This window comes from Pseudomonas sp. SST3, assembly GCF_003325755.1.
Window position 1 is genome coordinate 54,623 of record NZ_QORI02000017.1, and the last position, 18,757, is coordinate 73,379.

The 18,757-nt window shown below is 60.6% G+C and carries 17 protein-coding genes; 3 read left to right on the forward strand and 14 right to left on the reverse strand.

Annotation, left to right across the window (positions count from 1 at the left end; genetic code table 11):
* Nucleotides 1-48 precede the first annotated feature (48 nt).
* The 3 genes from DQ405_RS17040 to DQ405_RS17045 all read right to left on the reverse strand — a co-directional run bounded on the left by DQ405_RS17040 (nucleotide 49) and on the right by DQ405_RS17045 (nucleotide 1,234).
* Entirely contained in the window at nucleotides 49-582 is a 534-nt protein-coding gene (locus DQ405_RS17040; protein ID WP_168425244.1) for a ferritin-like domain-containing protein, read from the reverse strand.
* A gap of 107 nt (nucleotides 583-689) precedes the next feature.
* Entirely contained in the window at nucleotides 690-824 is a 135-nt protein-coding gene (locus DQ405_RS28110) for a hypothetical protein (RefSeq protein ID WP_274597420.1), read from the reverse strand.
* An 11-nt stretch (nucleotides 825-835) separates the two neighbouring features.
* Nucleotides 836-1,234, reverse strand: coding sequence for a Rho termination factor N-terminal domain-containing protein (locus DQ405_RS17045; protein ID WP_168425245.1), 399 nt, complete (start codon nucleotides 1,232-1,234; stop codon nucleotides 836-838).
* A 376-nt stretch (nucleotides 1,235-1,610) separates the two neighbouring features.
* On the opposite strand from DQ405_RS17045, the gene rfbD reads away from it, so the two are divergent.
* Nucleotides 1,611-2,537, forward strand: coding sequence for a dTDP-4-dehydrorhamnose reductase (gene rfbD, locus DQ405_RS17050; protein ID WP_168425246.1), 927 nt, complete (start codon nucleotides 1,611-1,613; stop codon nucleotides 2,535-2,537).
* Nucleotides 2,538-2,664: 127 nt separating this feature from the next.
* Nucleotides 2,665-3,564 (forward strand): AEC family transporter, encoded by a 900-nt coding sequence (locus tag DQ405_RS17055; protein WP_168425247.1) that lies wholly within the window; start codon nucleotides 2,665-2,667, stop codon nucleotides 3,562-3,564.
* A 17-nt stretch (nucleotides 3,565-3,581) separates the two neighbouring features.
* Here DQ405_RS17055 and DQ405_RS17060 read toward each other — a convergent pair whose 3' ends face one another.
* Nucleotides 3,582-4,343 (reverse strand): VC0807 family protein, encoded by a 762-nt coding sequence (locus DQ405_RS17060; protein ID WP_446730890.1) that lies wholly within the window; start codon nucleotides 4,341-4,343, stop codon nucleotides 3,582-3,584.
* An 81-nt stretch (nucleotides 4,344-4,424) separates the two neighbouring features.
* Nucleotides 4,425-5,375: a lysylphosphatidylglycerol synthase transmembrane domain-containing protein gene (locus tag DQ405_RS17065; protein WP_168425248.1), complete on the reverse strand. Its 951-nt coding sequence runs from the start codon at nucleotides 5,373-5,375 to the stop codon at nucleotides 4,425-4,427.
* 205 nt (nucleotides 5,376-5,580) lie between these two features.
* On the opposite strand from DQ405_RS17065, the gene DQ405_RS17070 reads away from it, so the two are divergent.
* The gene (locus tag DQ405_RS17070; RefSeq protein ID WP_168425249.1) at nucleotides 5,581-6,837 is read left to right on the forward strand and encodes a cytochrome P450; all 1,257 of its coding nucleotides are present in this window, start codon (nucleotides 5,581-5,583) and stop codon (nucleotides 6,835-6,837) included.
* Between the two features lie 21 nt (nucleotides 6,838-6,858).
* Here DQ405_RS17070 and DQ405_RS17075 read toward each other — a convergent pair whose 3' ends face one another.
* The 9 genes from DQ405_RS17075 to accB form a co-directional block, all read right to left on the reverse strand.
* Entirely contained in the window at nucleotides 6,859-9,660 is a 2,802-nt protein-coding gene (locus tag DQ405_RS17075) for a response regulator (protein ID WP_168425250.1), read from the reverse strand.
* 113 nt (nucleotides 9,661-9,773) lie between these two features.
* Complete coding sequence (gene purD / locus DQ405_RS17080; protein WP_168425251.1) at nucleotides 9,774-11,063, reverse strand: phosphoribosylamine--glycine ligase; 1,290 nt, start codon at nucleotides 11,061-11,063, stop codon at nucleotides 9,774-9,776.
* Nucleotides 11,064-11,264: 201 nt separating this feature from the next.
* The gene (purH, locus tag DQ405_RS17085; RefSeq protein WP_168425252.1) at nucleotides 11,265-12,869 is read right to left on the reverse strand and encodes a bifunctional phosphoribosylaminoimidazolecarboxamide formyltransferase/IMP cyclohydrolase; all 1,605 of its coding nucleotides are present in this window, start codon (nucleotides 12,867-12,869) and stop codon (nucleotides 11,265-11,267) included.
* 85 nt (nucleotides 12,870-12,954) lie between these two features.
* The gene (fis, locus tag DQ405_RS17090) at nucleotides 12,955-13,275 is read right to left on the reverse strand and encodes a DNA-binding transcriptional regulator Fis (RefSeq protein WP_168425253.1); all 321 of its coding nucleotides are present in this window, start codon (nucleotides 13,273-13,275) and stop codon (nucleotides 12,955-12,957) included.
* The gene (gene dusB / locus DQ405_RS17095) at nucleotides 13,272-14,285 is read right to left on the reverse strand and encodes a tRNA dihydrouridine synthase DusB (RefSeq protein ID WP_168425254.1); all 1,014 of its coding nucleotides are present in this window, start codon (nucleotides 14,283-14,285) and stop codon (nucleotides 13,272-13,274) included. Before dusB ends, fis begins: the two co-directional genes overlap by 4 nt.
* Nucleotides 14,286-14,481: 196 nt before the next feature.
* On the reverse strand, nucleotides 14,482-15,774 hold the full coding sequence (locus DQ405_RS17100; protein ID WP_168425255.1) for a DUF3426 domain-containing protein: 1,293 nt from the start codon (nucleotides 15,772-15,774) through the stop codon (nucleotides 14,482-14,484).
* 117 nt (nucleotides 15,775-15,891) lie between these two features.
* The gene (gene prmA, locus DQ405_RS17105) at nucleotides 15,892-16,773 is read right to left on the reverse strand and encodes a 50S ribosomal protein L11 methyltransferase (protein ID WP_168425256.1); all 882 of its coding nucleotides are present in this window, start codon (nucleotides 16,771-16,773) and stop codon (nucleotides 15,892-15,894) included.
* Nucleotides 16,774-16,918: 145 nt separating this feature from the next.
* Nucleotides 16,919-18,268 carry an acetyl-CoA carboxylase biotin carboxylase subunit gene (accC, locus tag DQ405_RS17110; RefSeq protein WP_168425257.1) on the reverse strand — a complete coding sequence of 450 codons (1,350 nt, stop codon included), beginning with the start codon at nucleotides 18,266-18,268 and terminating at the stop codon, nucleotides 16,919-16,921.
* A gap of 17 nt (nucleotides 18,269-18,285) precedes the next feature.
* On the reverse strand, nucleotides 18,286-18,744 hold the full coding sequence (accB, locus tag DQ405_RS17115; protein WP_168425258.1) for an acetyl-CoA carboxylase biotin carboxyl carrier protein: 459 nt from the start codon (nucleotides 18,742-18,744) through the stop codon (nucleotides 18,286-18,288).
* Between the last annotated feature and the right edge of the window lie 13 nt (nucleotides 18,745-18,757).

Below are 18,757 nucleotides of genomic sequence, written 5' to 3' on the forward strand. Positions count from 1 at the left end.
TTCCTAAATACGCGATGGGCGAGGCTACCCTCGCTTGCGAATGCTCGGTCAGTTCATGCCATCTAGCAGGCCGGCCATATCATCGGCATGCTCTTCCTCCTGCGCGAGGATGTCTTCGAAGATCCGCCTTGTGGTTGGATCCTTATCACCGATGTACTGAACGATCTCCCGGTAGCTGTCGATGGCAATGCGTTCAGCGACCAGGTTCTCGAAGACCATGTCACGCAAGCCGTTGCCCTCGGCATATTGGGCATGGGCGCGTTCGGTCAGACTGTCCGGATTGAAGTCCGGGGCGCCGCCGAGCTGTACGATGCGTTCGGCCAACCGGTCGGCATGCTCCTGTTCCTCGTTCGCATGTTCCAGAAACTCGTCGGCCGCGACGCTCGATTTCAGCCCTGTCGCCATGTAGTAGTGGCGCTTGTAACGTAGATAACAAACCAGCTCGGTTGCCAGTGCCTCGTTAAGCAGGCGGATCACCGTATCGCGATCGGCCGAGTAGCTTTCGGTCACTGCGCCATTCTCGACGTGCTGGCGGGCGCGCTCGCGCAGCGTCTGTTTATCGCTCAACTGTACGTAGCTCATCACGGTCTCCTGAGTCTGTAGGGCTGTGTATCGTTCAGCCTATACGGCCGTCGCGCCTGCTGGCGTCTCATTGGGCCTAATCTGTGATGGGCGGGGAGGCGGAAAGTTTAGCCAGGCTGGTCTTTTTCCGGCCGTTCCGTCTTACCCGGCTCTTCGATGGGTACCGGTTTACCGGGGTCTTTGCGCTCGGGTTCCGGGATCGGGTTTGGCGTTCCGTCATCCCTCGGGTCTGGGTCATGCATGGGATGCTCCTTCAACTGAGGGCTTTGATGAGGTCGTCCTTGCGCATTTTCGAACGCCCCTGAACATCACGCTCACGCGCTTTCTGCATCAGTTCGTCTTTCGTAAGGTCGGTGAGGGAAGTGCTGCCCGAGCGGTCGTTGCGCGCCGAGCCCTTGTTGGGAGAATCACCCGAGCGAGCCTTTGCCGCCCGATGCGCCGAATCCTTGCGATCGGCTCGTTTCGCTGTGTCGCTTTTCTTTTGCCCCGAGCCACCCTTGCGCTCGCCACCTCCGGATTGCTTGTTGACAGTGGCCCAGGCTCGGGCTTCGGCCTCCTTCTCTGGCACCCCGCGCTCCTCGTAGCTCTCTTCGATATGTTCGGCCTTACGCTGTTGTTTGTCGGTGTACTTAGATTTTTCGCCTCTGGGCATGATGATTTACCTCGTGCCGGTAGAACATGCGGGGCCGCATTTGCCTGCCTTGGAGTGGCTTGCGCCACGACGCCTGTGTTCTGTTTGGTCCTCGTGGCAGGCCCTGAGTTTCACACGTGTTAGCATCGCCGGTTCCGCCTGCCACATCGGTCGTCCGGTTTGGCCACACCTCGAGCCGTGGCAAGTAGGTGGACTGGGTACAGCACAACAAACCTTGGCCAGCTTCATTTCAGCGGAACGAAATTCGTTTATGCTGGCCTGAAAGAAGCACGAGCCGCGCTATCTCGGCAGTTACAGCGTGATTTCGTGTTTCGAATCTGTTTCAGAAAATCCATGCTTGCCGTTACCGGTGAGCTTTGAATGAGGCAATAACCAGATGCGAATCCTTGTATGCGGAGCCGGTGGCCAGGTCGGCCACGAGTTGGTAGACCGTGCTGGTGCGTATGGTCTCGAGACGCTTGGCATGACTCGGGAGCAGCTGGACATTACCGATGCTGGCCAAATCGCAGGCCTCGTTAGCCAGCTCAAACCAGGCATGATCATCAATGCAGCCGCCTACACGCATGTCGACAATGCCGAGACGCACAGCGAGCAGGCTTACGCGACTAACCGCGATGGCGCAGCCAGGCTTGCCGAGGCCGCTCGGCAAGCGTCCATCCCGTTGCTGCACATCTCTACCGACTATGTATTTTCCGGCGAAGCCCGGGCGCCTTACCGGGAGGAAGACGACGTCGCCCCAACGGGGGTTTACGGCGCGAGCAAGCTGGCCGGTGAGTCGGCTATCCAAGCTGTGCTGGACGAGCATTTGATCCTGCGGACCAGTTGGGTGTATGGCGTGCACGGGCATAACTTCGTCAAGACGATGCTACGTCTTGGGCGTCAACGCGATTCGCTGTCCGTCGTCGCCGATCAGTTTGGTTGCCCAACCCAGGCCGGTAGCATCGCAGACGTATTGCTGCAGTTGGCTCAGCGTTATGCTCAGAACGGTACGCTTGCCTGGGGGCTTTACCACTACAGCGGCAAGTCGCCCTGCACCTGGTTCGATTTCGCCGCAGAGATCTTTCGTCAGGCGGAGACCAAGGGCATTCTTCCAAGAAAGCCGAAGGTGTCCTCGATCACGACCGCCCAGTACCCGACGCCTGCGCGCCGTCCGGCCTGGTCGGTGCTCGATTGCTCGAAGTTCGAAACAACTTTCGGCATCGATACGCACGACTGGCATGATGATCTGTCGTCTGTGCTCGATGTGCTGATCGAGGCGGAGCCCAGTGCCGCGGCTCCTGCTACGCAGCACTCCCAGGCCTGACCGATCCGGATCGGACCCTGCTTGAACGCGGGCTGCATCCGGTTGGGTGATCTGGCTCGCGACTCGGAGTATTCTTTGCGGCTTTTGCGGGGCGACATCTAGTCGCGCCGGTTGCTGGAGAAGCCGCTTGGTCGTGTTTCAGGCAATTCTGCCTATCTTTGGCTTGATCATGCTCGGCTATCTGCTGGGCTGGCGCCACTGGCTCGCGGGTGAGGCGGCGGCCGGGCTCGCCAATATCACCTTCAAATTGTTCATGCCGGCGGTATTGTTTACTGGCATTGCGCGCGCGCAGCTAAGCGAAGGCATGTCGCCGATGCTATTGCTGGCTTATTTCGGGCCGGTACTCGCCATTTTCGTTCTGGTAGGCCTGGTTGCCCACCGTGTGCTTGGTCGGGCTTCGCCCCTCGGATTGACGGCGGCCTATTCCAATAACGTGCTGGTCGGGATCCCCTTGGTCACAACCTTGCTTGGGCCGGAGAGCCTGGTCTATGTGTTCGCCATCCTGGTTTTTCACAGCCTGATTCTGTTTTCGCTGCAGAGCTTCTACGGTGCGTTCGGTTCAGGGCAAAAGGTTAGTGGCGCTGCGCTGCTGAAAAACCTGGCTAACCCGCTCATCGTGGGTTTGTTACTCGGCGCCTTGCTGAACGTGTCTGGGTTGGGCCTGCCGCAACCGGTGTGGCGCATGGCAGACTGGTTGGCTCAGGCCGCCTTGCCTTGTGCGCTTATCGTGCTGGGCATCAGCCTGTCGCGCTATCGGCTACGCCCGAGCACTACAGTGCTGGGGCTGGCATTGGTCAAGCTGGGCTTGTTTCCACTGCTGGTATGGTACGTCGGCGGGTTGCTGCCCGGACTCAGTCACGAGGCCCGCAGCGTGCTGGTGTTACTGGCGGCTTGCCCGAGTGGTGTCAACGTGCTGGCATTCGTGATCAATCAGGACGATACCCGCGTAGTCAGCTCGACGGTCTTCCTCTCGACATTGCTTGCAGCGATCAGCCTGCCGCTGTGGATGCTGTTGATGTCGGCCTGAGTCCGCACTCGACGGCCTCAGGACTTGCCGCGTCGATCACCGTGCGCATGAGGGGCGATGATGTCCTCGAGGCGCAGTCCGGTCAGGCCATGAATGGTGCGCCAGAGATAATAGAAAATCGCCATCATCATCACCATGCTCGGAATCGCAATCATCGGATAGCTGAGCAAGGTCATGCGGCCGAGCTCAGCGTTGAAAGCCTCACTACCGGCCGGGCTGTTGACGATCCATTTGGCCAGCACATAGTTCATGAACGACGAAAAGAAGAAGGTGCCGCTGAGGAAGTAGGTGGCGCGTAGCAGTCGGGTCTCGAAGTGAGCGGTCTGCCCGTTGCGTTCGAGTTGCTCGTGAACCTTCTCGACGTTAAGTACCTTGGGGTTGTACAGCAGCGTGCGGATCAGTGGAAAGCGAGTGCGGGTAGAAGCCAGCACGGCGATGCCGATGATGCCTGGAATGGCAGCTTCCTTGATTGCCAGCCACTGCGGATCGAGCTGCAGCAAGCCGATACCACCGGTAAGCAGCACGCTGATCAGCCCCAGCAGCGCGATCCAGTTGAATTTGCGGTACTTCGCCAACTCGAACAATCCCCAGCCGAGCGGGAATGCCAGTGCCAGTAATAGCGCGCCGTCTGCGCCGAGGCGGTCATCGCCACTGAGCTTCATCAGGATCACTGAAGGAATCACGATGCTGATGGCCAGGTCCATCAATGGCCGAGGCTTGTGATCGACCGGCTGGTCGGCGCCGGGTGGGTTGGAGCGGGTATCGGTCATGTGAGTCATGTTCGTCTCGGAGGAGCGCGCATGATCACCCGAGCGCGCGTCCTTAGCCATAGTGCAATGGTGGTGTTCCGTCACAACAGGTTACTGACCGGTACCACCCTTGCGTCGCCTTTCTGACCATTGCGCAGCTTCGAAGACCAACACTACGAGAATTGCGAGGGCGAATGGCAGCAGCAGGTAGAAGCCCCTGAATACGATCAAGGCTGCCAGGACATCGGCAGTCGCCAGCTCAGGCAGAGCCGCAATAAAGGTCACTTCGAGCACTCCGAGGCCACCCGGCGCATGGGACAGCAAGGCCAGGGAAAATGATGCGAGGAACACCCCGAGCACCACTAGATAGCCCGGATTCTGCGCCTCGGGGAGGGCAAAGTAGATGATCGCGGCGGCACAGGCGAGCTCCAGCGGTGCGGCGATTAGCTGCCTTCCGACAATTGGCAGCCGTGGATAGTCGATGCGCCATTTCCCGACGTGCATCGGTGCGAAATGCCGCCAAGCGCCGGTCACGTAAAGGCCGACCAGACACAGTAGGGAAGAGCCAACGGCGATCGACAACCATGGCTCGGCGTCGATGAGCCTGTTCAGCAGGTCGGGTCGAAGGATTAGAACAGCTCCTCCCGCCAGTAGGGTCCCGAGGACGAATGTCAATGAACAGAACACGATCAGCACGCCGATCTCGTGCGGGGTAAGGCCCCTGCTGCGGTAGGCGCGGTAGCGCACGACTGCGCCGGAAAACACCGATGCACCGACGTTGTGGGCCAAGGCATACGTGGTGAACGAGCAGAGCGTAATGAACCACCATGAAATGTTCTTGCCCAGATGGGCTATGGCGATTCGGTCGTACCAGGCCAGCGCGCTGTAGGCGCCAAGGGTCGCCAGGCCTGCCAGCAACCAGTCGCCATTGCCGATCGCTTCGAGGCTGTCGGTGAGTTCGGCCAGCGAAAGATTGCGAATTTCCTGATAAAGCAGATAGCCGGAAAGCAGTACCGCCGTGATGCCGACGAGGGTCCAGGCGACATCGCTCCTTTTCATCATTACGTTGGCTCCTTGGCGACGGCTTATGCCTCGAAGCGAAGGTTCGGACAATGATGGTGCATGCGTCGCGGAATAATTCGGCCGGTCTTTTATCGGCAGCGAACCGCGCGTTTTGTTCATTTCATCGCAGGCGCGGACGAGGCGCCGGCACCCATGCGGCGCGGCGAGGTCTACCGGCGAGCCACTCTGCTTCGGAGGCGTACGTATGCCGGACATCCCGCGAGACCCACAGGTAGAAAGCTCGCTTTCGCTACTCGGCGAAGGCTACTCGTTCATTCCAAGTCGGTGTCGGCGGCTCGGCTCGGATCTCTTTCAGGTCCGTCTGTTGATGCAGAACACCATCTGCATGAGCGGGGAAGATGCTGCCAAACTGTTCTACGACGAGCAGCTGTTTCAGCGTCAGCACGCGGCGCCACGTATGTTGAAAAAAACGCTGTTCGGCCAGGGGGGCGTGCAGGGATTGGATGGTGAGGCCCATCGGCATCGCAAGCAGCTGTTCACGTCGTTGCTGACGAGCGAGGCGATCGCGGAGTTGGTGCGGTTGAGCGAGGCCAATTGGCTGGCGGCTATCCAGACGTGGCGGCTCAGCGATCGTGTGGTCCTTATGAGTGAGGTTCAGGCGATCCTTACTCGTGCTGTATGCGAGTGGGCCGGCGTGCCGCTCGTGGAGCATGAACTGACAAAGCGTCGTGATCAGCTGGCGGCCATGATTGATGGTGCGGGTGGCGTTGGAGCCCGTCACTGGCGTGCCCGCAACGCGCGTAAAGAGGCGGAACGCTGGGTAGCCGACATGATCAATCAGGTACGTGACGGAACCATGAAGATTGGCGACGACCGGGCGTTGGCGATAGTCGCACGGCACCGCGACGCGGATGGGGCCGTTCTGGAGGAGCGGATCGCCGCGGTGGAAATGCTCAACCTGCTGCGCCCGACCGTCGCGGTAGCTCGTTTCATCGTCTATGCCGCGATGGAATTGCTTGCGCACCCGCAATGGAAACAGCGTCTCCAAGACGATGATGACGCGTTGGAACCCTTTGCCCAGGAAGTTCGCCGACTTCATGCCTTCTTTCCCTTCACCGCGGCGCGCGTTCGAAAGGATTTCGAATGGAAGGGCTATCATTTTCCCAAAGGGACACGGGTGTTGCTGGATCTCTACGGTACCAACCGAGACGCACGACTCTGGGCACAGCCCGAGATCTTTCGCCCCGAGCGCTTCGCCACCTGGGATGGCGGAGCGTTCAACTTCATCACTCAAGGTGGGGGAGATGTTGCGACAGGCCATCGCTGTCCCGGAGAGCCTCTGGCGATCGCGTTACTAGTGAGCGCGCTGGGGATACTGACGAGGCGAATGAGCTATGCGGTACCCGCTCAGGATCTACACATGGATGAGTCTCGAATGCCAGCACAACCGGAAAGTCTGCTGGTCATCAGCGATGTCCGACCCGTGCCGCCAATGGTGTAGCGGCGCGGAAGCGAAACAGCGTCAACGATTCGCGGCGGTGGCCCTGACACCCACCCAATACTCAATCAGCTCGCGCAGTTGCGACATCTCAACAGGCTTTGCCATGTGCCCGTCCATTCCGGCTTCACGGGCGCGTTCCCGATGCTCGCTCAGGATGTGTGCGGTCAAGGCGACCACTGGCGTCCGCGGGCGACCCTCGGCCGCTTCCCAGGCGCGTAGCCGAGCTGTGGCCTCGAAGCCATCCATGATCGGCATTTCACAGTCCATCAGCACCAAGTCGTAAGATTTCGCCTTGATCAATGCGAGCGCTTCCTCACCATTGCTGGCTGTATCCGGCTTGAGGTTAAGTTTGCTCAACATACCTCTGATGACCTTGGTGGAGATGCTGTTGTCCTCTGCGACCAGGATGCGGAAATCGTCCGGCATCGAAAACGGCGTGCTGGCTTGGGTGGTGGTGGACCGCGCAATCGAGCTGGTGCGGCGAGCGAGTTCGTCGGCCAGGGTGGTTTTCAGCGTATAGCCCGCCACGGGTTTGGCCAGGATGCGTTTGATACCGGCATTGCGCGCGATGATCTTGCTTGGCGCACTGCTCATACCGGTCAGCATGATCAAGAGGATGTCGTGGTTCAGGCTGAAGTCTTCCTTGATCCTGCTGGCTAGCTGCATGCCCGTCATGCCCGGCATGTCCTGGTCGAGCAAGACTACATCGAAGTATTCATGCAGGTGCGCCTTGGTGCGTAGCAGCGCCAGCGCTTCCTTGCCTGACGCTACCGCACTCACGTCCAACCCCCAGCTGCTGCACTGCTGGCTGAGCACTTTGCGGCAGGTATCGTTGTCATCCACGATCAGCAAGCGCGCGCCTTTCAGCTGATTGTCGAGATCGCTGCCGGTTTGCTCCGAAAACTCCGCGCTCAGCGGCAGGCTTATCCAGAGCGTATTGCCGGCAATGCCGCCGGTTTGAATGCCGAACTCCCCATCCATGAGGTGGACAAGCTGTCTGGCGATGATCAGGCCGAGGCGACCGCCGTGGCGGGTTGCAGCGAGGAAGTCTCGGCTATCCAGAGCGGAGTTGAGCAGGGCGTCGCGCTCCTGCGTTTCCAGTGGTCGTCCGCTGTCCTGCACGGTGATGCGCAGCCGAGGCTGACCGTCGAGATCGTCCACCGCCGCGATCAACAGAACCTCGCCTTCTTCTGTCTGCTTGAATGCGTTTTCCAGCAGGTTCAGCAGGGCTTGGCGCAGACGGGTCGGATCGCCTGCGACAACATGGGGCATCTGCGGCTGGATGAAGCTGATCAGTTCGACCTTCTGCTGCTCGGCCTTGGCGCGGAAGATGCCAAGGCAGTCCTCGATCAATGCGTTGAGGTCGAATTGCACATCGTCCAGCTCGATCTGCCCGGATTCCAGTTTGGAGATGTCCAGGATCTCGTTGATGAGGTTGAGCAGCTCGTTGCCGGAGCTATGAATCGTCTGCACGTAATCGCGTTGCTTGGCCGACAGCGAGGTGCTGAGTAGCAGCTCGCTCATACCTAGCACGCCGTTCATCGGGGTGCGAATTTCGTGACTCATCTTCGCCAGAAAATCCGCCTTTGTCCGCAGCTCGGCGCTGGTCACCGCTTCGGCCGTATGCTGGTTGCGGCTGTCGGACTGAATCTGCCGCTGCCTTTCGAGCAATGCGAAGCTGAGAATAAGCCCGGCGCATGTGGCCACGCTGAACATGACCCCGGTCAGCCAATCAGGGGCGAACTGGTTGAAGCCCAGCAGGATCGGCAGAACAAGTATGAAGCCGCCATCGAACAACAGCATGCCCGCGACCAGCAGCCGGGCTGGGTCGTAGCGTAGACGCCAATGGTGGATGGCCACCGCGGTCACGCTGATGGCGGTCGCCAGCACCATCGCGTAAATCAGCCAGCTGAACCAGAGCTGACCGGTGATCAGGATTGTCGCCGCCAATGCGATGAGAAGGCCTGCCTGGAGCGCGAGCAGGCCCGTCACCCAAGCGGTCCTGCGGGAATGGAAAAAGCTAAAGGCGAAGACCAGCAAGCAAAGGCAGGCAAACAGTGCGGCGATGTCGGCAATCAATGGCTGGCTATAGATCAGCCGGGGTGACCATATCGCCAGCAGGCCGAGATTGGCCGTGGCGCACGTCAGCAGCGCGCCATGCATCAGGGCGAGCCAGACATGGCTGTAACTAAGGGTATAAGCGAAGCGCAGGAGGTTGTAGATCATCAGCAACGCCAGAGCGCCGAACAGCGCTCCGAACAGGTAGGCCGGACGGGACAGCTCGACGAGGCCGACCTCGTCTACCGAGTGGAACCAAGCCATGATCGGGTGCGATGACTGCAGACGGATATACGCTTCGCGGGGCGTACCATCGTTAGGCAGAGAAAACAGATAAGCACGTGTAGGCAATGGGCGAGACTCCAGCGGCCTTAGCTCGCCGGTTTCAATATGCCGCTCGATCTGTCCGTCGCGCAGTAGGTAGAAGTCGAGATACTGTACGCGCGGGGCAAAGATCCACAGCCAGTTCGGCTGAGCAAAGGCGGGCAGGCTCACCTGTAACCAGACGGCGCTATCGCTCGCGGGGGCGGCGTAGGCGCGTTGGTCGATTCGCTGGAACAGACTGCGCTGATCCAGAATTTCCTCGAGCGTGAGCAACCCTGACTGATCGACGAGCAACCGCCAGTTCGTCTCTGTTGCCTGTGTCGCGTCAGTGGCCGCTGGAGGGGAAGCCGGCTCGATCGCTATGGCGTAAGCGGGCAACGCATTGAGCGCAGCCAGCAATAGAATGAAGGCAAAAGCAATGGCGACCCGGACTCGACGCACGATTGAAGTCCCTTCATCTATGTGACGGCGGATTATAGCCATCGCAATGAAACCCTGTAACGCGCGCAACGGCAGATAAGTCAACCGTTGCACACATTGCGGCGATCTCTCGCTCAGCTTTCACCCTGTTCGCGGGCGATAGCACGATAACCGATGTCGTGGCGGTAGAAGTGACCTTCCCACTCGATGCGAGCGGCCAATGCATAGGCGTTCTGTTGGGCGGCTGACACCGTTTCGCCCATGGCGGTTGCGCAGAGCACGCGGCCGCCGGCTGTGGTGATCATCCCATCTTGCAGCGCTGTGCCGGCATGGAAGACCTTGCCGTCCAGCTTGGCGGCTGCGTCCAGGCCTTGAATCGGGGCGCCCTTGGCGTAATCGCCCGGATAGCCGCCAGCAGCGAGCACGACACCGAGGCTCGGCCGTGGATCCCATTGCGCCTCGATCTTGTTCAGCGCCTTGGCCAGGGCGGCCTCCACCAGCAGAACCAGGCTCGATTGCAAGCGCAACATGATCGGCTGGGTTTCGGGATCACCGAAGCGACAGTTGAATTCGATTACCTTGGGCGCCCCGCTCCGGTCGATCATCAGGCCAGCATAGAGGAAGCCGGTATAGACGTTGCCTTCCGCAGCCATGCCCTTGACGGTCGGCCAGATCACTTCGTCCATGACGCGCTGATGAATCTCGGCGGTGACCACCGGCGCTGGCGAGTAGGCACCCATGCCGCCAGTGTTCGGGCCCGTATCGCCATCGCCGACGCGCTTGTGATCCTGACTGGTGGCCATCGGCAGCACGTTGGCGCCATCGACCATGACGATAAAGCTGGCTTCCTCGCCGTCGAGAAATTCTTCGATCACCACCCGGGCGCCCGCATCGCCAAAGGCATTGCCGGAGAGCATGTCGCGCACGGCATCCTCGGCTTCTGCCAGAGTCATGGCGACGATCACGCCTTTGCCGGCCGCCAGGCCGTCGGCCTTGATCACGATCGGCGCGCCTTTCTCCTGGAGATAGGCGAGCGCCGGTTCGATCTCGGTGAAGTTCTGGTAGTCCGCCGTGGGAATCTTGTGGCGGGCCAGGAAATCTTTGGTGAAGGCCTTGGAGCCTTCCAGCTGTGCGGCGGCCGCGGTGGGACCGAAGCAATCCAGGCCGCGCATGCGGAACAGATCGACCACGCCTTTGACCAGCGGCGCTTCGGGGCCGACGATGGTCAGCTGCACATTCTGCTCGGCGAAGTCGGCCAGTTGCTCGATGGCCAGCACGTCTATAGCGACGTTTTCGCATTTCGCTTCGGTGGCCGTGCCGGCATTGCCGGGGGCGACGAAGACCTTTTCGACGCGTGGATCCTGGGCGACCTTCCAGGCCAGAGCGTGCTCACGGCCTCCGCTGCCGATGATCAGTACGTTCATTGCGTTCTCCTTAGGGAGTCGGGCCTGTGGCCCCAATGGTGGATGCTATAAGCGTCATCCACGCTACGAAAACGAGCGAGCTCGCAGTCGGGCTGGTAGATGCAAGGCAGCGGTCCCGGCCCCATGCGGAGTTGCCTTCTGGCAATGAGCGTAGGGGCGGGGCGGGCGCGCCGCAGATGCCGGTCCGGGTGCGGCCGATAATCAGTGCCTGAAGTGGCGCATGCCGGTGAACACCATGGCGATGCCAGCTTCGTCGGCAGCGGCAATCACCTCGGCATCGCGCATCGATCCGCCGGGCTGGATCACGGCGGTGATGCCGGCCTTGGCTGCATTGTCGATGCCGTCGCGGAAGGGGAAGAAGGCGTCGCTCGCCATCACCGCGCCCGGAACCGGCAGCCCGGCATGCTCAGCCTTGATCGCGGCGATGCGCGCGGAGTTGACCCGGCTCATCTGGCCTGCACCAACGCCTACGGTCTGACGGTTCTTGGCATAGACGATGGCGTTGGATTTGACGAACTTGGCTACTTTCCAAGCGAAGATCAAATCGTGGACTTCCTGCTCGCTGGGCGCGCGCTTGGTCACGACCTTGAGGTCGGCTTCGCTGATCATTCCGATGTCTCGGCTCTGTACCAACAGCCCACCATTGACGCGCTTGAAGTCCCAGCCCGGGGCACGTTCGGCCGGCCACTGGCCGCACTCCAGCAGGCGTACGTTGGCTTTGCTGGACACCACGTTGCGGGCCTCGGCGGAAATGGTTGGCGCGATGATCACCTCGACGAACTGACGCTCGACGATAGCCTTGGCTGTTTCACCGTCCAGTTCTCGGTTGAAGGCAATGATGCCGCCGAACGCCGATTCGCTGTCGGTGGCGTAGGCCAATTCATAGGCTTGGCGGATGCCGCCTTCGTCGTCCGGTACCACGGCAACGCCGCAGGGATTGGCGTGCTTGACGATGACGCAGGCCGGCTTGACGAAGCTCTTCACGCATTCCAGCGCGGCGTCAGTGTCGGCCACATTGTTGAAGGACAGCTCTTTGCCCTGCCATTGGCGGGCAGTCGCAACGCAGGCCTCGTCAGCGGTTTCGACGTAGAAGGCCGCAATCTGATGTGGATTTTCACCGTAGCGCATGTCCTGCGCCTTGACGAACTGGGTGGTAAAGGTGCGCGGCAGCAGGCTGCGGCCTTCGGTGGAAAGTGTCTCGGCGCTCTGGTCGACGGTGCCGAGGTAATTGGCGATCATGCCGTCGTAGGACGCGGTGTGCTCGAACGCCTTGAGCGCCAGGTCGAAGCGCTGGGCATAGGTCAGTCCGCCGTTCTGCAGGTCCTCGATGACGCTGGCATAGTCATCGGCGTTGACCACGATAGCGACATCCTTGTGGTTCTTCGCGGCGCTGCGGACCATGGTCGGGCCGCCGATATCGATGTTCTCGATGGCGTCCGGCAGAGAGCAACCAGGCTTGGCGACGGTAGCAGCGAAGGGGTAGAGATTGACTGCGACCAGGTCGATGGGGTTGATGCCATGCTCGGCCATGACCGCACCATCAAGATCACGGCGGCCGAGGATGCCACCGTGGATCTTCGGATGCAGGGTTTTCACCCGGCCGTCCATCATTTCCGGAAAGCCGGTGTAATCGGCGACTTCGACTGCGGCGATGTCATTTTCACGCAGCAGCTTGAAGGTGCCGCCGGTGGACAGTATCTCGACGCCGAGAGCAACGAGCTCGCGGGCAAATTCAATGACGCCGGTCTTGTCGGACACGCTGATCAGCGCGCGGCGGACGGGGAGGCGGGTGCTTTGGTCGGTCATAGACATTTCCTAGGAGCTACAGGCTGCAAGCGGGAGGCCCCAGGCGAAACGGCTTGCTACCGTTCTCTCGGAGCGCGCCACTGTGTCAGAGAAGATCGTACTGCTTGAGTTTCTTGCGCAGGGTGCCGCGATTCAGACCCAGCAGCTCTGAGGCTTTGGTCTGGTTACCCTTGACGTAATTCATCACGGTTTCGAGCAGCGGCGCTTCCACTTCGGAAAGCACCAGGTTGTAAACGTCCGTGACGTCAGCGCCTTCGAGATGGGCGAAATAGTTGTGCAACGCCTTCTCTACACTGCCGCGCAGGGTCTGGCCTGCTTCGCTTGGTGTGTTGAGGTGTTGCTTGAGGTTCACGTTGTCGCTCACGGATGTTATTCCAGTTACCAGTGTTTCGTTCAACAGCGTCATGCAGCCACCCCTTTTCCATCCCCTGAATCAGGGCCTGTTCGGCGTTCGGCCAGAAAGGCCCGAACACTGGCGCATTGCGCGTCCCTGTCTTCCAAACCATTGAACCGGGCGCGGTACTCGCGCGCGCCGGGTAGTGTTGCGAGATACCAACTGACATGCTTGCGCGCGATTCGTACACCCATCACATCGCCGTAAAACGAGTGCAGGGCCTGCAGATGCTCCAGCAGGATGCTTTGGACTTCAGTCAGGTCCGGCGGAGCCAGCAGCTCACCGGTTGCCAGGTAGTGATTGATTTCGCGAAAAATCCAGGGTCTCCCCTGGGCTGCCCGACCAATCAACAGTGCGTCGGCTCCTGTTGCCTTCAATACCTGGCTCGCCTTCAGCGGCGTATCGATATCTCCATTGGCAAATACCGGAATCGATACCGCCTGCTTGATCGCCGCGATGGTGTCGTACTCGGCTTCGCCCGTGTAAAGGTCAGCCCGTGTACGACCATGCACGGCCAGCGCTGCGATTCCGGATTGTTCGGCGATCTTCGCCACCGTAAGTCCGTTTTTGTTCTGCCTGTCCCAGCCGGTGCGGATCTTCAAGGTCACCGGAACGTCAACCGCACCGACCACGGCCTCGAGTATTTCCGAGACGAGCCGTTCGTCTTTCATCAGCGCCGAACCGGCAGCCTTGTTGCAAACCTTTTTCGCTGGGCAGCCCATATTAATATCGATGATCTGCGCGCCAAGCTCGACGTTGCGAATGGCGGCCTCGGCAAGCATCCGTGAGTCGCCCCCGGCGATCTGCACGGAACGGGGCTCCGGATCTCCTTCATGCAATAGGCGCAAACGCGACTTGCGGCTATTCCATAGGCGTACGTCGCTGGTCACCATTTCCGATACCACCAAGCCGGCACCGAGACGCCGACATAACTGACGGAACGGTTGATCGGTCACGCCAGCCATGGGCGCGAGGATCAATCGATTCGGAAGGGTATAAGGACCGATGCGTACCGCTGACATGAAGATTCCCTGCTTGGAGCCTGCTTGTTAGGTCGATCGGGACAGCAAAAAAGGGTGTGCATAATACCCGCTCCGGATGACGGGTTAAAGGTTGTTCTGAACAAATTCTGAACAGCCTCAAGCTTATAACCGGCAGCGGGATTGGCACGTCGATGCGACAGGCGGCGCTCTAGGACGCCGCCATCCGAGCGAACGTCTATTCGGGAGAGCGGAAGCTCAGGCTGTAGTTGACGGCCTTGGCGCCTGGGTCAAGGATGTCCAGCGCGATGTGAATCGGGATCTGCGATGGCATTTGCCGCTGGCCGGCGAGCTCCCCGGAGAGATACTCACCGGGCTTGAAAATACGGCGCGCCTGGGTCTGCCCGTTGATGTCGTCGAAGCGGATTTCCAACAGCGGGAACGGCTGAGCGAAGGAGGCGCGGTTGTAGATGATCGCATCGACCACTAGCGCTCCCGCGAAATCCGGATGGCTGCGCACCACCAGATTACTGCTCTTGATCTGGCTGATATCCACGCGGGGTGGCAATTCGCAGCCCAGCGCAGGGCAGATTTTCTCGAGCCATGGCCGGTATTCGTCCTGCCGCGCCACTTCGTCGAAATTGTACGCCACGTACTGGGCCGCCAGAGCAAGCAGGGCGATCAGGTTCAAAAGCCCCCAGCCTAACCAGCGGCCCCAGGGCCGGCGGCGCGCTTGCCAATCGAGCTGCAATGGCTCGTCATCGAGCTCGAACAGGGGGTCTTCATCCCTGCGACTCGAGCGATCCACGGTGCGCTGGTCCTCGTCGTCGGAGCTTTCCGGCAAGCTGGTATGTGGCGGCTCGTCATCGGTCTCGATAACGCTATCAAATACGGGCTCGACTCGGTCTTCTGGGTTAAGACCTTTCGCCAGCGGGCCGGGCGGGTTCGTCAACGGGCTGGGCGGCGCTGGGTGCTCGGCGCTGACGGGGGTGAAGTGCAGTTCCGCCGTGCCGGAGGATGATTCGGTTGTGAAGGATGGTTCCGCTTCTGTGTGAGGGTCGGAATCTGGCGTGTCGCTTTCAGCACGGAGCAACTGTTCGGCCCAAACCTCGTCAGCCTCGGTTGGCTGATCGTCGAGGCGAGACTGCAGGCTCTCCCTGGATTGCGGCTCGAGCTCCAGAAACTCACGCGACAGTTCCAACTCCTGCCGCTCGAGCTTCGCCAGTTCTTCGTCCAGATCGAGGTTGTCCAGGTCCAGATCGTCGTGGATCCACAACGTACTGTCTTCAACCGCAGGCGTCGTCTGCGGTTGTGTTCTGGCTTGTGCAGGAGCGGTAACGAGGGGGCTGCCGGCTGTGGCTGTATCCGCCGTATTGCCGTCGTTCGCATCGCCCCCTTGCAGGTGGCGGGCTGCATTGAACAACTCCATGCACGCGCCGCAGCGCACCACGCCATGGGCAGCAGCGAGCTGGGTGCGACTGACACGGAAACTGGTGCGGCAATGTGGGCACTGGGTGACGAAGCTGGTCATGCATTGGTCCGGCGGAAATGCCCGTAGTCTAGCGCATGCGTGCCGATGAGCGGCAGCGGCGGTTCGCGGTGGGATCGCGGATTTGTTTGGACGATCCCGCTCGATACTCGGCCGGGTTCAGCGGTGCCGGGTGCCGGTGATTCGTACCCAGCCGTCTTTCTCCGCGGTAGGGTCAAGGTCGAAATGGCCCGCGTAGGCGGCACGGACGTCCTCGGCCTGCTCGGCCAGGACTCCCGACAGGGCCAGACGGCCGCCCGGCTTGACCCGTTCGATGATTTGCGGCGCCAGCGCCACCAGCGGGCCGGCGAGAATGTTGGCCACGACGACGTCAAACTCACCCCCCGGCAACTGCTCCGGCAGGTAGAGCGGGAGGCGTTCCGGAGCGATGCCGTTGCGCCCGGCGTTGTCACGCGATGCTTCCAGCGCCTGCACGTCGATGTCGGTACCCACCGCTCGCTCGGCTCCCAGGAGCAGGGCGGCAATGGCGAGAATGCCCGACCCGCAGCCAAAATCCAGCACCTGCAGGCCGTCCAGCCGCTGAGCATCCAGCCATTCCAGGCACAGTGCCGTTGTCGGGTGGGTGCCCGTGCCGAAGGCGAGGCCCGGATCGAGCAGCAGGTTTACTGCATCCGGTTCGGGGGCGGCGTGCCAGCTGGGCACGATCCACAGCCGGCGGCCAAAACGCATGGGATGGAAGTTATCCATCCAGCTGCGTTCCCAGTCCTGGTCTTCGATGCGCTCCAGTTGGTAGTTGGGTAGTTCGCCACTGACCAATAGCTGCAAATGGGCGAGCAGGTTGGCCTCGTCGGTATCGCTTTCGAACAGGGCCAGCAGGTGGGTGTGCGACCACAGCGGTGTGGTGCCGAGATCAGGCTCGAAGATCGGCTGGTCTTCGGCATCCATGAAGGTTACTGATACTGCACCGACGCCCAGCAGCGCGTCTTCGAGGGTTTCCGCCTGTTCTGGAGTAATAGCGAGACGAAGTTGTAACCAGGACATGAAAGCCTCTTGGATATGGACGGCCGCTCGAGCGGGCGGTCAGAAAAGAGCAAGCTTACTGCGCAGCGGCGCTGGCTTCCATCATTCGAATGCGTCAGAAACGACAAGGGCCGCCATCGGCAGCCCTTGTCAGCGCAACACTGGATCAGTGCTTGTCCATACCCAGTTTCTTTTCCAAGTAATGGATGTTCACGCCGCCCTTACAAAACCCTTCGTCGCGAACCAGATCCCGGTGCAGCGGGATATTGGTCTTGATGCCGTCGACGACGATTTCGTCCAAGGCATTGCGCATGCGCACCATGGCCTCTTCGCGAGTGGCACCGTAGGTGATCAGCTTGCCGATCAGCGAGTCGTAGTTCGGTGGTACCGAATAGCCGCTGTACAGATGCGAATCGACCCGCACGCCATTACCACCGGGGGCATGGAAGTGCTTGACCTTACCTGGGCTGGGCAGGAAGTTGGAGGGGTCCTCCGCGTTGATCCGGCATTCCAGCGAATGTCCGCGAATGACCACGTCTTCCTGCTTGATCGAGAGCTTGTTGCCGGCGGCAATACTCAGCATTTCCTTGACGATATCGACACCAGTAACCATCTCGGTTACCGGATGCTCAACCTGAACGCGGGTGTTCATTTCGATGAAATAGAAGCGGCCGTCTTCGTAAAGGAACTCGAAGGTGCCAGCACCGCGGTAGCCAATCTCGACGCAGGCGTCGGTGCAGCGCTTGAGTACTTCTTCGCGTGCCTTCTCGTCAATGTAAGGAGCTGGTGCTTCTTCCAGAACTTTTTGGTGACGGCGCTGCAACGAGCAGTCCCGATCGCCCAGGTGAATGGCGTTGCCCTGGCCGTCGGAGAGAACCTGGATTTCCACGTGGCGTGGATTGCCGAGGAACTTCTCCAGATAGACCATCGGATTGCCGAACGCCGCGCCAGCTTCGGTACGGGTCAGCTTCGCCGACTTGATCAGGTCTTCTTCCTGGTAAACCACGCGCATGCCGCGACCACCGCCGCCGCCTGCCGCTTTGATGATCACCGGATAGCCGACCTCGCGGGCGATGCGCAGTGCTTCGCTCTCGTCTTCCGGCAGCGGGCCGTCGGAGCCAGGCACCACGGGCACGCCGGCTTTGATCATGGCGTCCTTGGCCGAGACCTTGTCACCCATGAGGCGAATGGTTTCGGCTCTCGGCCCAACGAAGGCAAAGCCGGAGTTCTCAACCTGTTCGGCGAAGTCGGCGTTCTCTGCCAGAAACCCGTAGCCCGGGTGTATAGCTGTCGCACCGGTCACTTCCGCCGCGGCAATGATTGCCGGGATATGAAGGTAGGAGTTGGTCGCAAGGGCGGGACCGATGCAGACGGACTCATCGGCCAAGGCCAGGTGCATCAACTCGCGGTCGGCGGTGGAATGCACCGCGACGGTCTTGATCCCCAGCTCCTTGCAGGCTCGCAAAATCCGCAGGGCGATTTCACCGCGGTTGGCGATTAGTACTTTTTCCAACATCGCTGGTTCTCCGCGGTTCAAACGATGGTGAACAGCGGCTGGTCGTATTCGACCGGCTGACCATTCTCCACCAGGATGGATTCGATGGTGCCGCTGGTTTCGGCCTCGATGTGGTTCATCATCTTCATGGCTTCGACGATGCAGAGGATGTCGCCCTTCTTAACGCTCTGGCCCACTTCAACGAAGCTGGCCGACTCTGGGGAAGAGGCGCGGTAGAAGGTACCGACCATCGGCGAGCGAACCACGGTGCCATTGAGCTTGGGCTGGGCCGGCGCGGCATCTGCAGCTGCCGGGGCGGCGGCCGGAGCGGCTGCGGGTGCCGGCATCGGAGCCTGGGCGTAAAAAGGCTGCTGCATGGCCACTTGCTTGCTGTGGCGGCTGATGCGAACGGATTCTTCGCCCTCGTGAATTTCCAGCTCGTCGATACCGGACTCTTCCAGCAGCTCGATCAGTTTTTTAACTTTGCGAATATCCATGAAGCGGTAACTC

Bases quoted from the DNA above. Each gene is read 5' to 3' on its own strand.
- DQ405_RS17040 (WP_168425244.1), bottom strand. From the start codon at position 582: ATGAGCTACGTACAGTTGAGCGATAAACAGACGCTGCGCGAGCGCGCC.
- DQ405_RS28110 (WP_274597420.1), bottom strand. From the start codon at position 824: ATGCATGACCCAGACCCGAGGGATGACGGAACGCCAAACCCGATCCCG.
- DQ405_RS17045 (WP_168425245.1), bottom strand. From the start codon at position 1,234: ATGCCCAGAGGCGAAAAATCTAAGTACACCGACAAACAACAGCGTAAG.
- rfbD (WP_168425246.1), top strand. From the start codon at position 1,611: ATGCGAATCCTTGTATGCGGAGCCGGTGGCCAGGTCGGCCACGAGTTG.
- DQ405_RS17060 (WP_446730890.1), bottom strand. From the start codon at position 4,343: ATGACTCACATGACCGATACCCGCTCCAACCCACCCGGCGCCGACCAG.
- DQ405_RS17065 (WP_168425248.1), bottom strand. From the start codon at position 5,375: ATGATGAAAAGGAGCGATGTCGCCTGGACCCTCGTCGGCATCACGGCG.
- DQ405_RS17070 (WP_168425249.1), top strand. From the start codon at position 5,581: ATGCCGGACATCCCGCGAGACCCACAGGTAGAAAGCTCGCTTTCGCTA.
- purD (WP_168425251.1), bottom strand. From the start codon at position 11,063: ATGAACGTACTGATCATCGGCAGCGGAGGCCGTGAGCACGCTCTGGCC.
- purH (WP_168425252.1), bottom strand. From the start codon at position 12,869: ATGACCGACCAAAGCACCCGCCTCCCCGTCCGCCGCGCGCTGATCAGC.
- fis (WP_168425253.1), bottom strand. From the start codon at position 13,275: ATGACGCTGTTGAACGAAACACTGGTAACTGGAATAACATCCGTGAGC.
- dusB (WP_168425254.1), bottom strand. From the start codon at position 14,285: ATGTCAGCGGTACGCATCGGTCCTTATACCCTTCCGAATCGATTGATC.
- DQ405_RS17100 (WP_168425255.1), bottom strand. From the start codon at position 15,774: ATGACCAGCTTCGTCACCCAGTGCCCACATTGCCGCACCAGTTTCCGT.
- prmA (WP_168425256.1), bottom strand. From the start codon at position 16,773: ATGTCCTGGTTACAACTTCGTCTCGCTATTACTCCAGAACAGGCGGAA.
- accC (WP_168425257.1), bottom strand. From the start codon at position 18,268: ATGTTGGAAAAAGTACTAATCGCCAACCGCGGTGAAATCGCCCTGCGG.
- accB (WP_168425258.1), bottom strand. From the start codon at position 18,744: ATGGATATTCGCAAAGTTAAAAAACTGATCGAGCTGCTGGAAGAGTCC.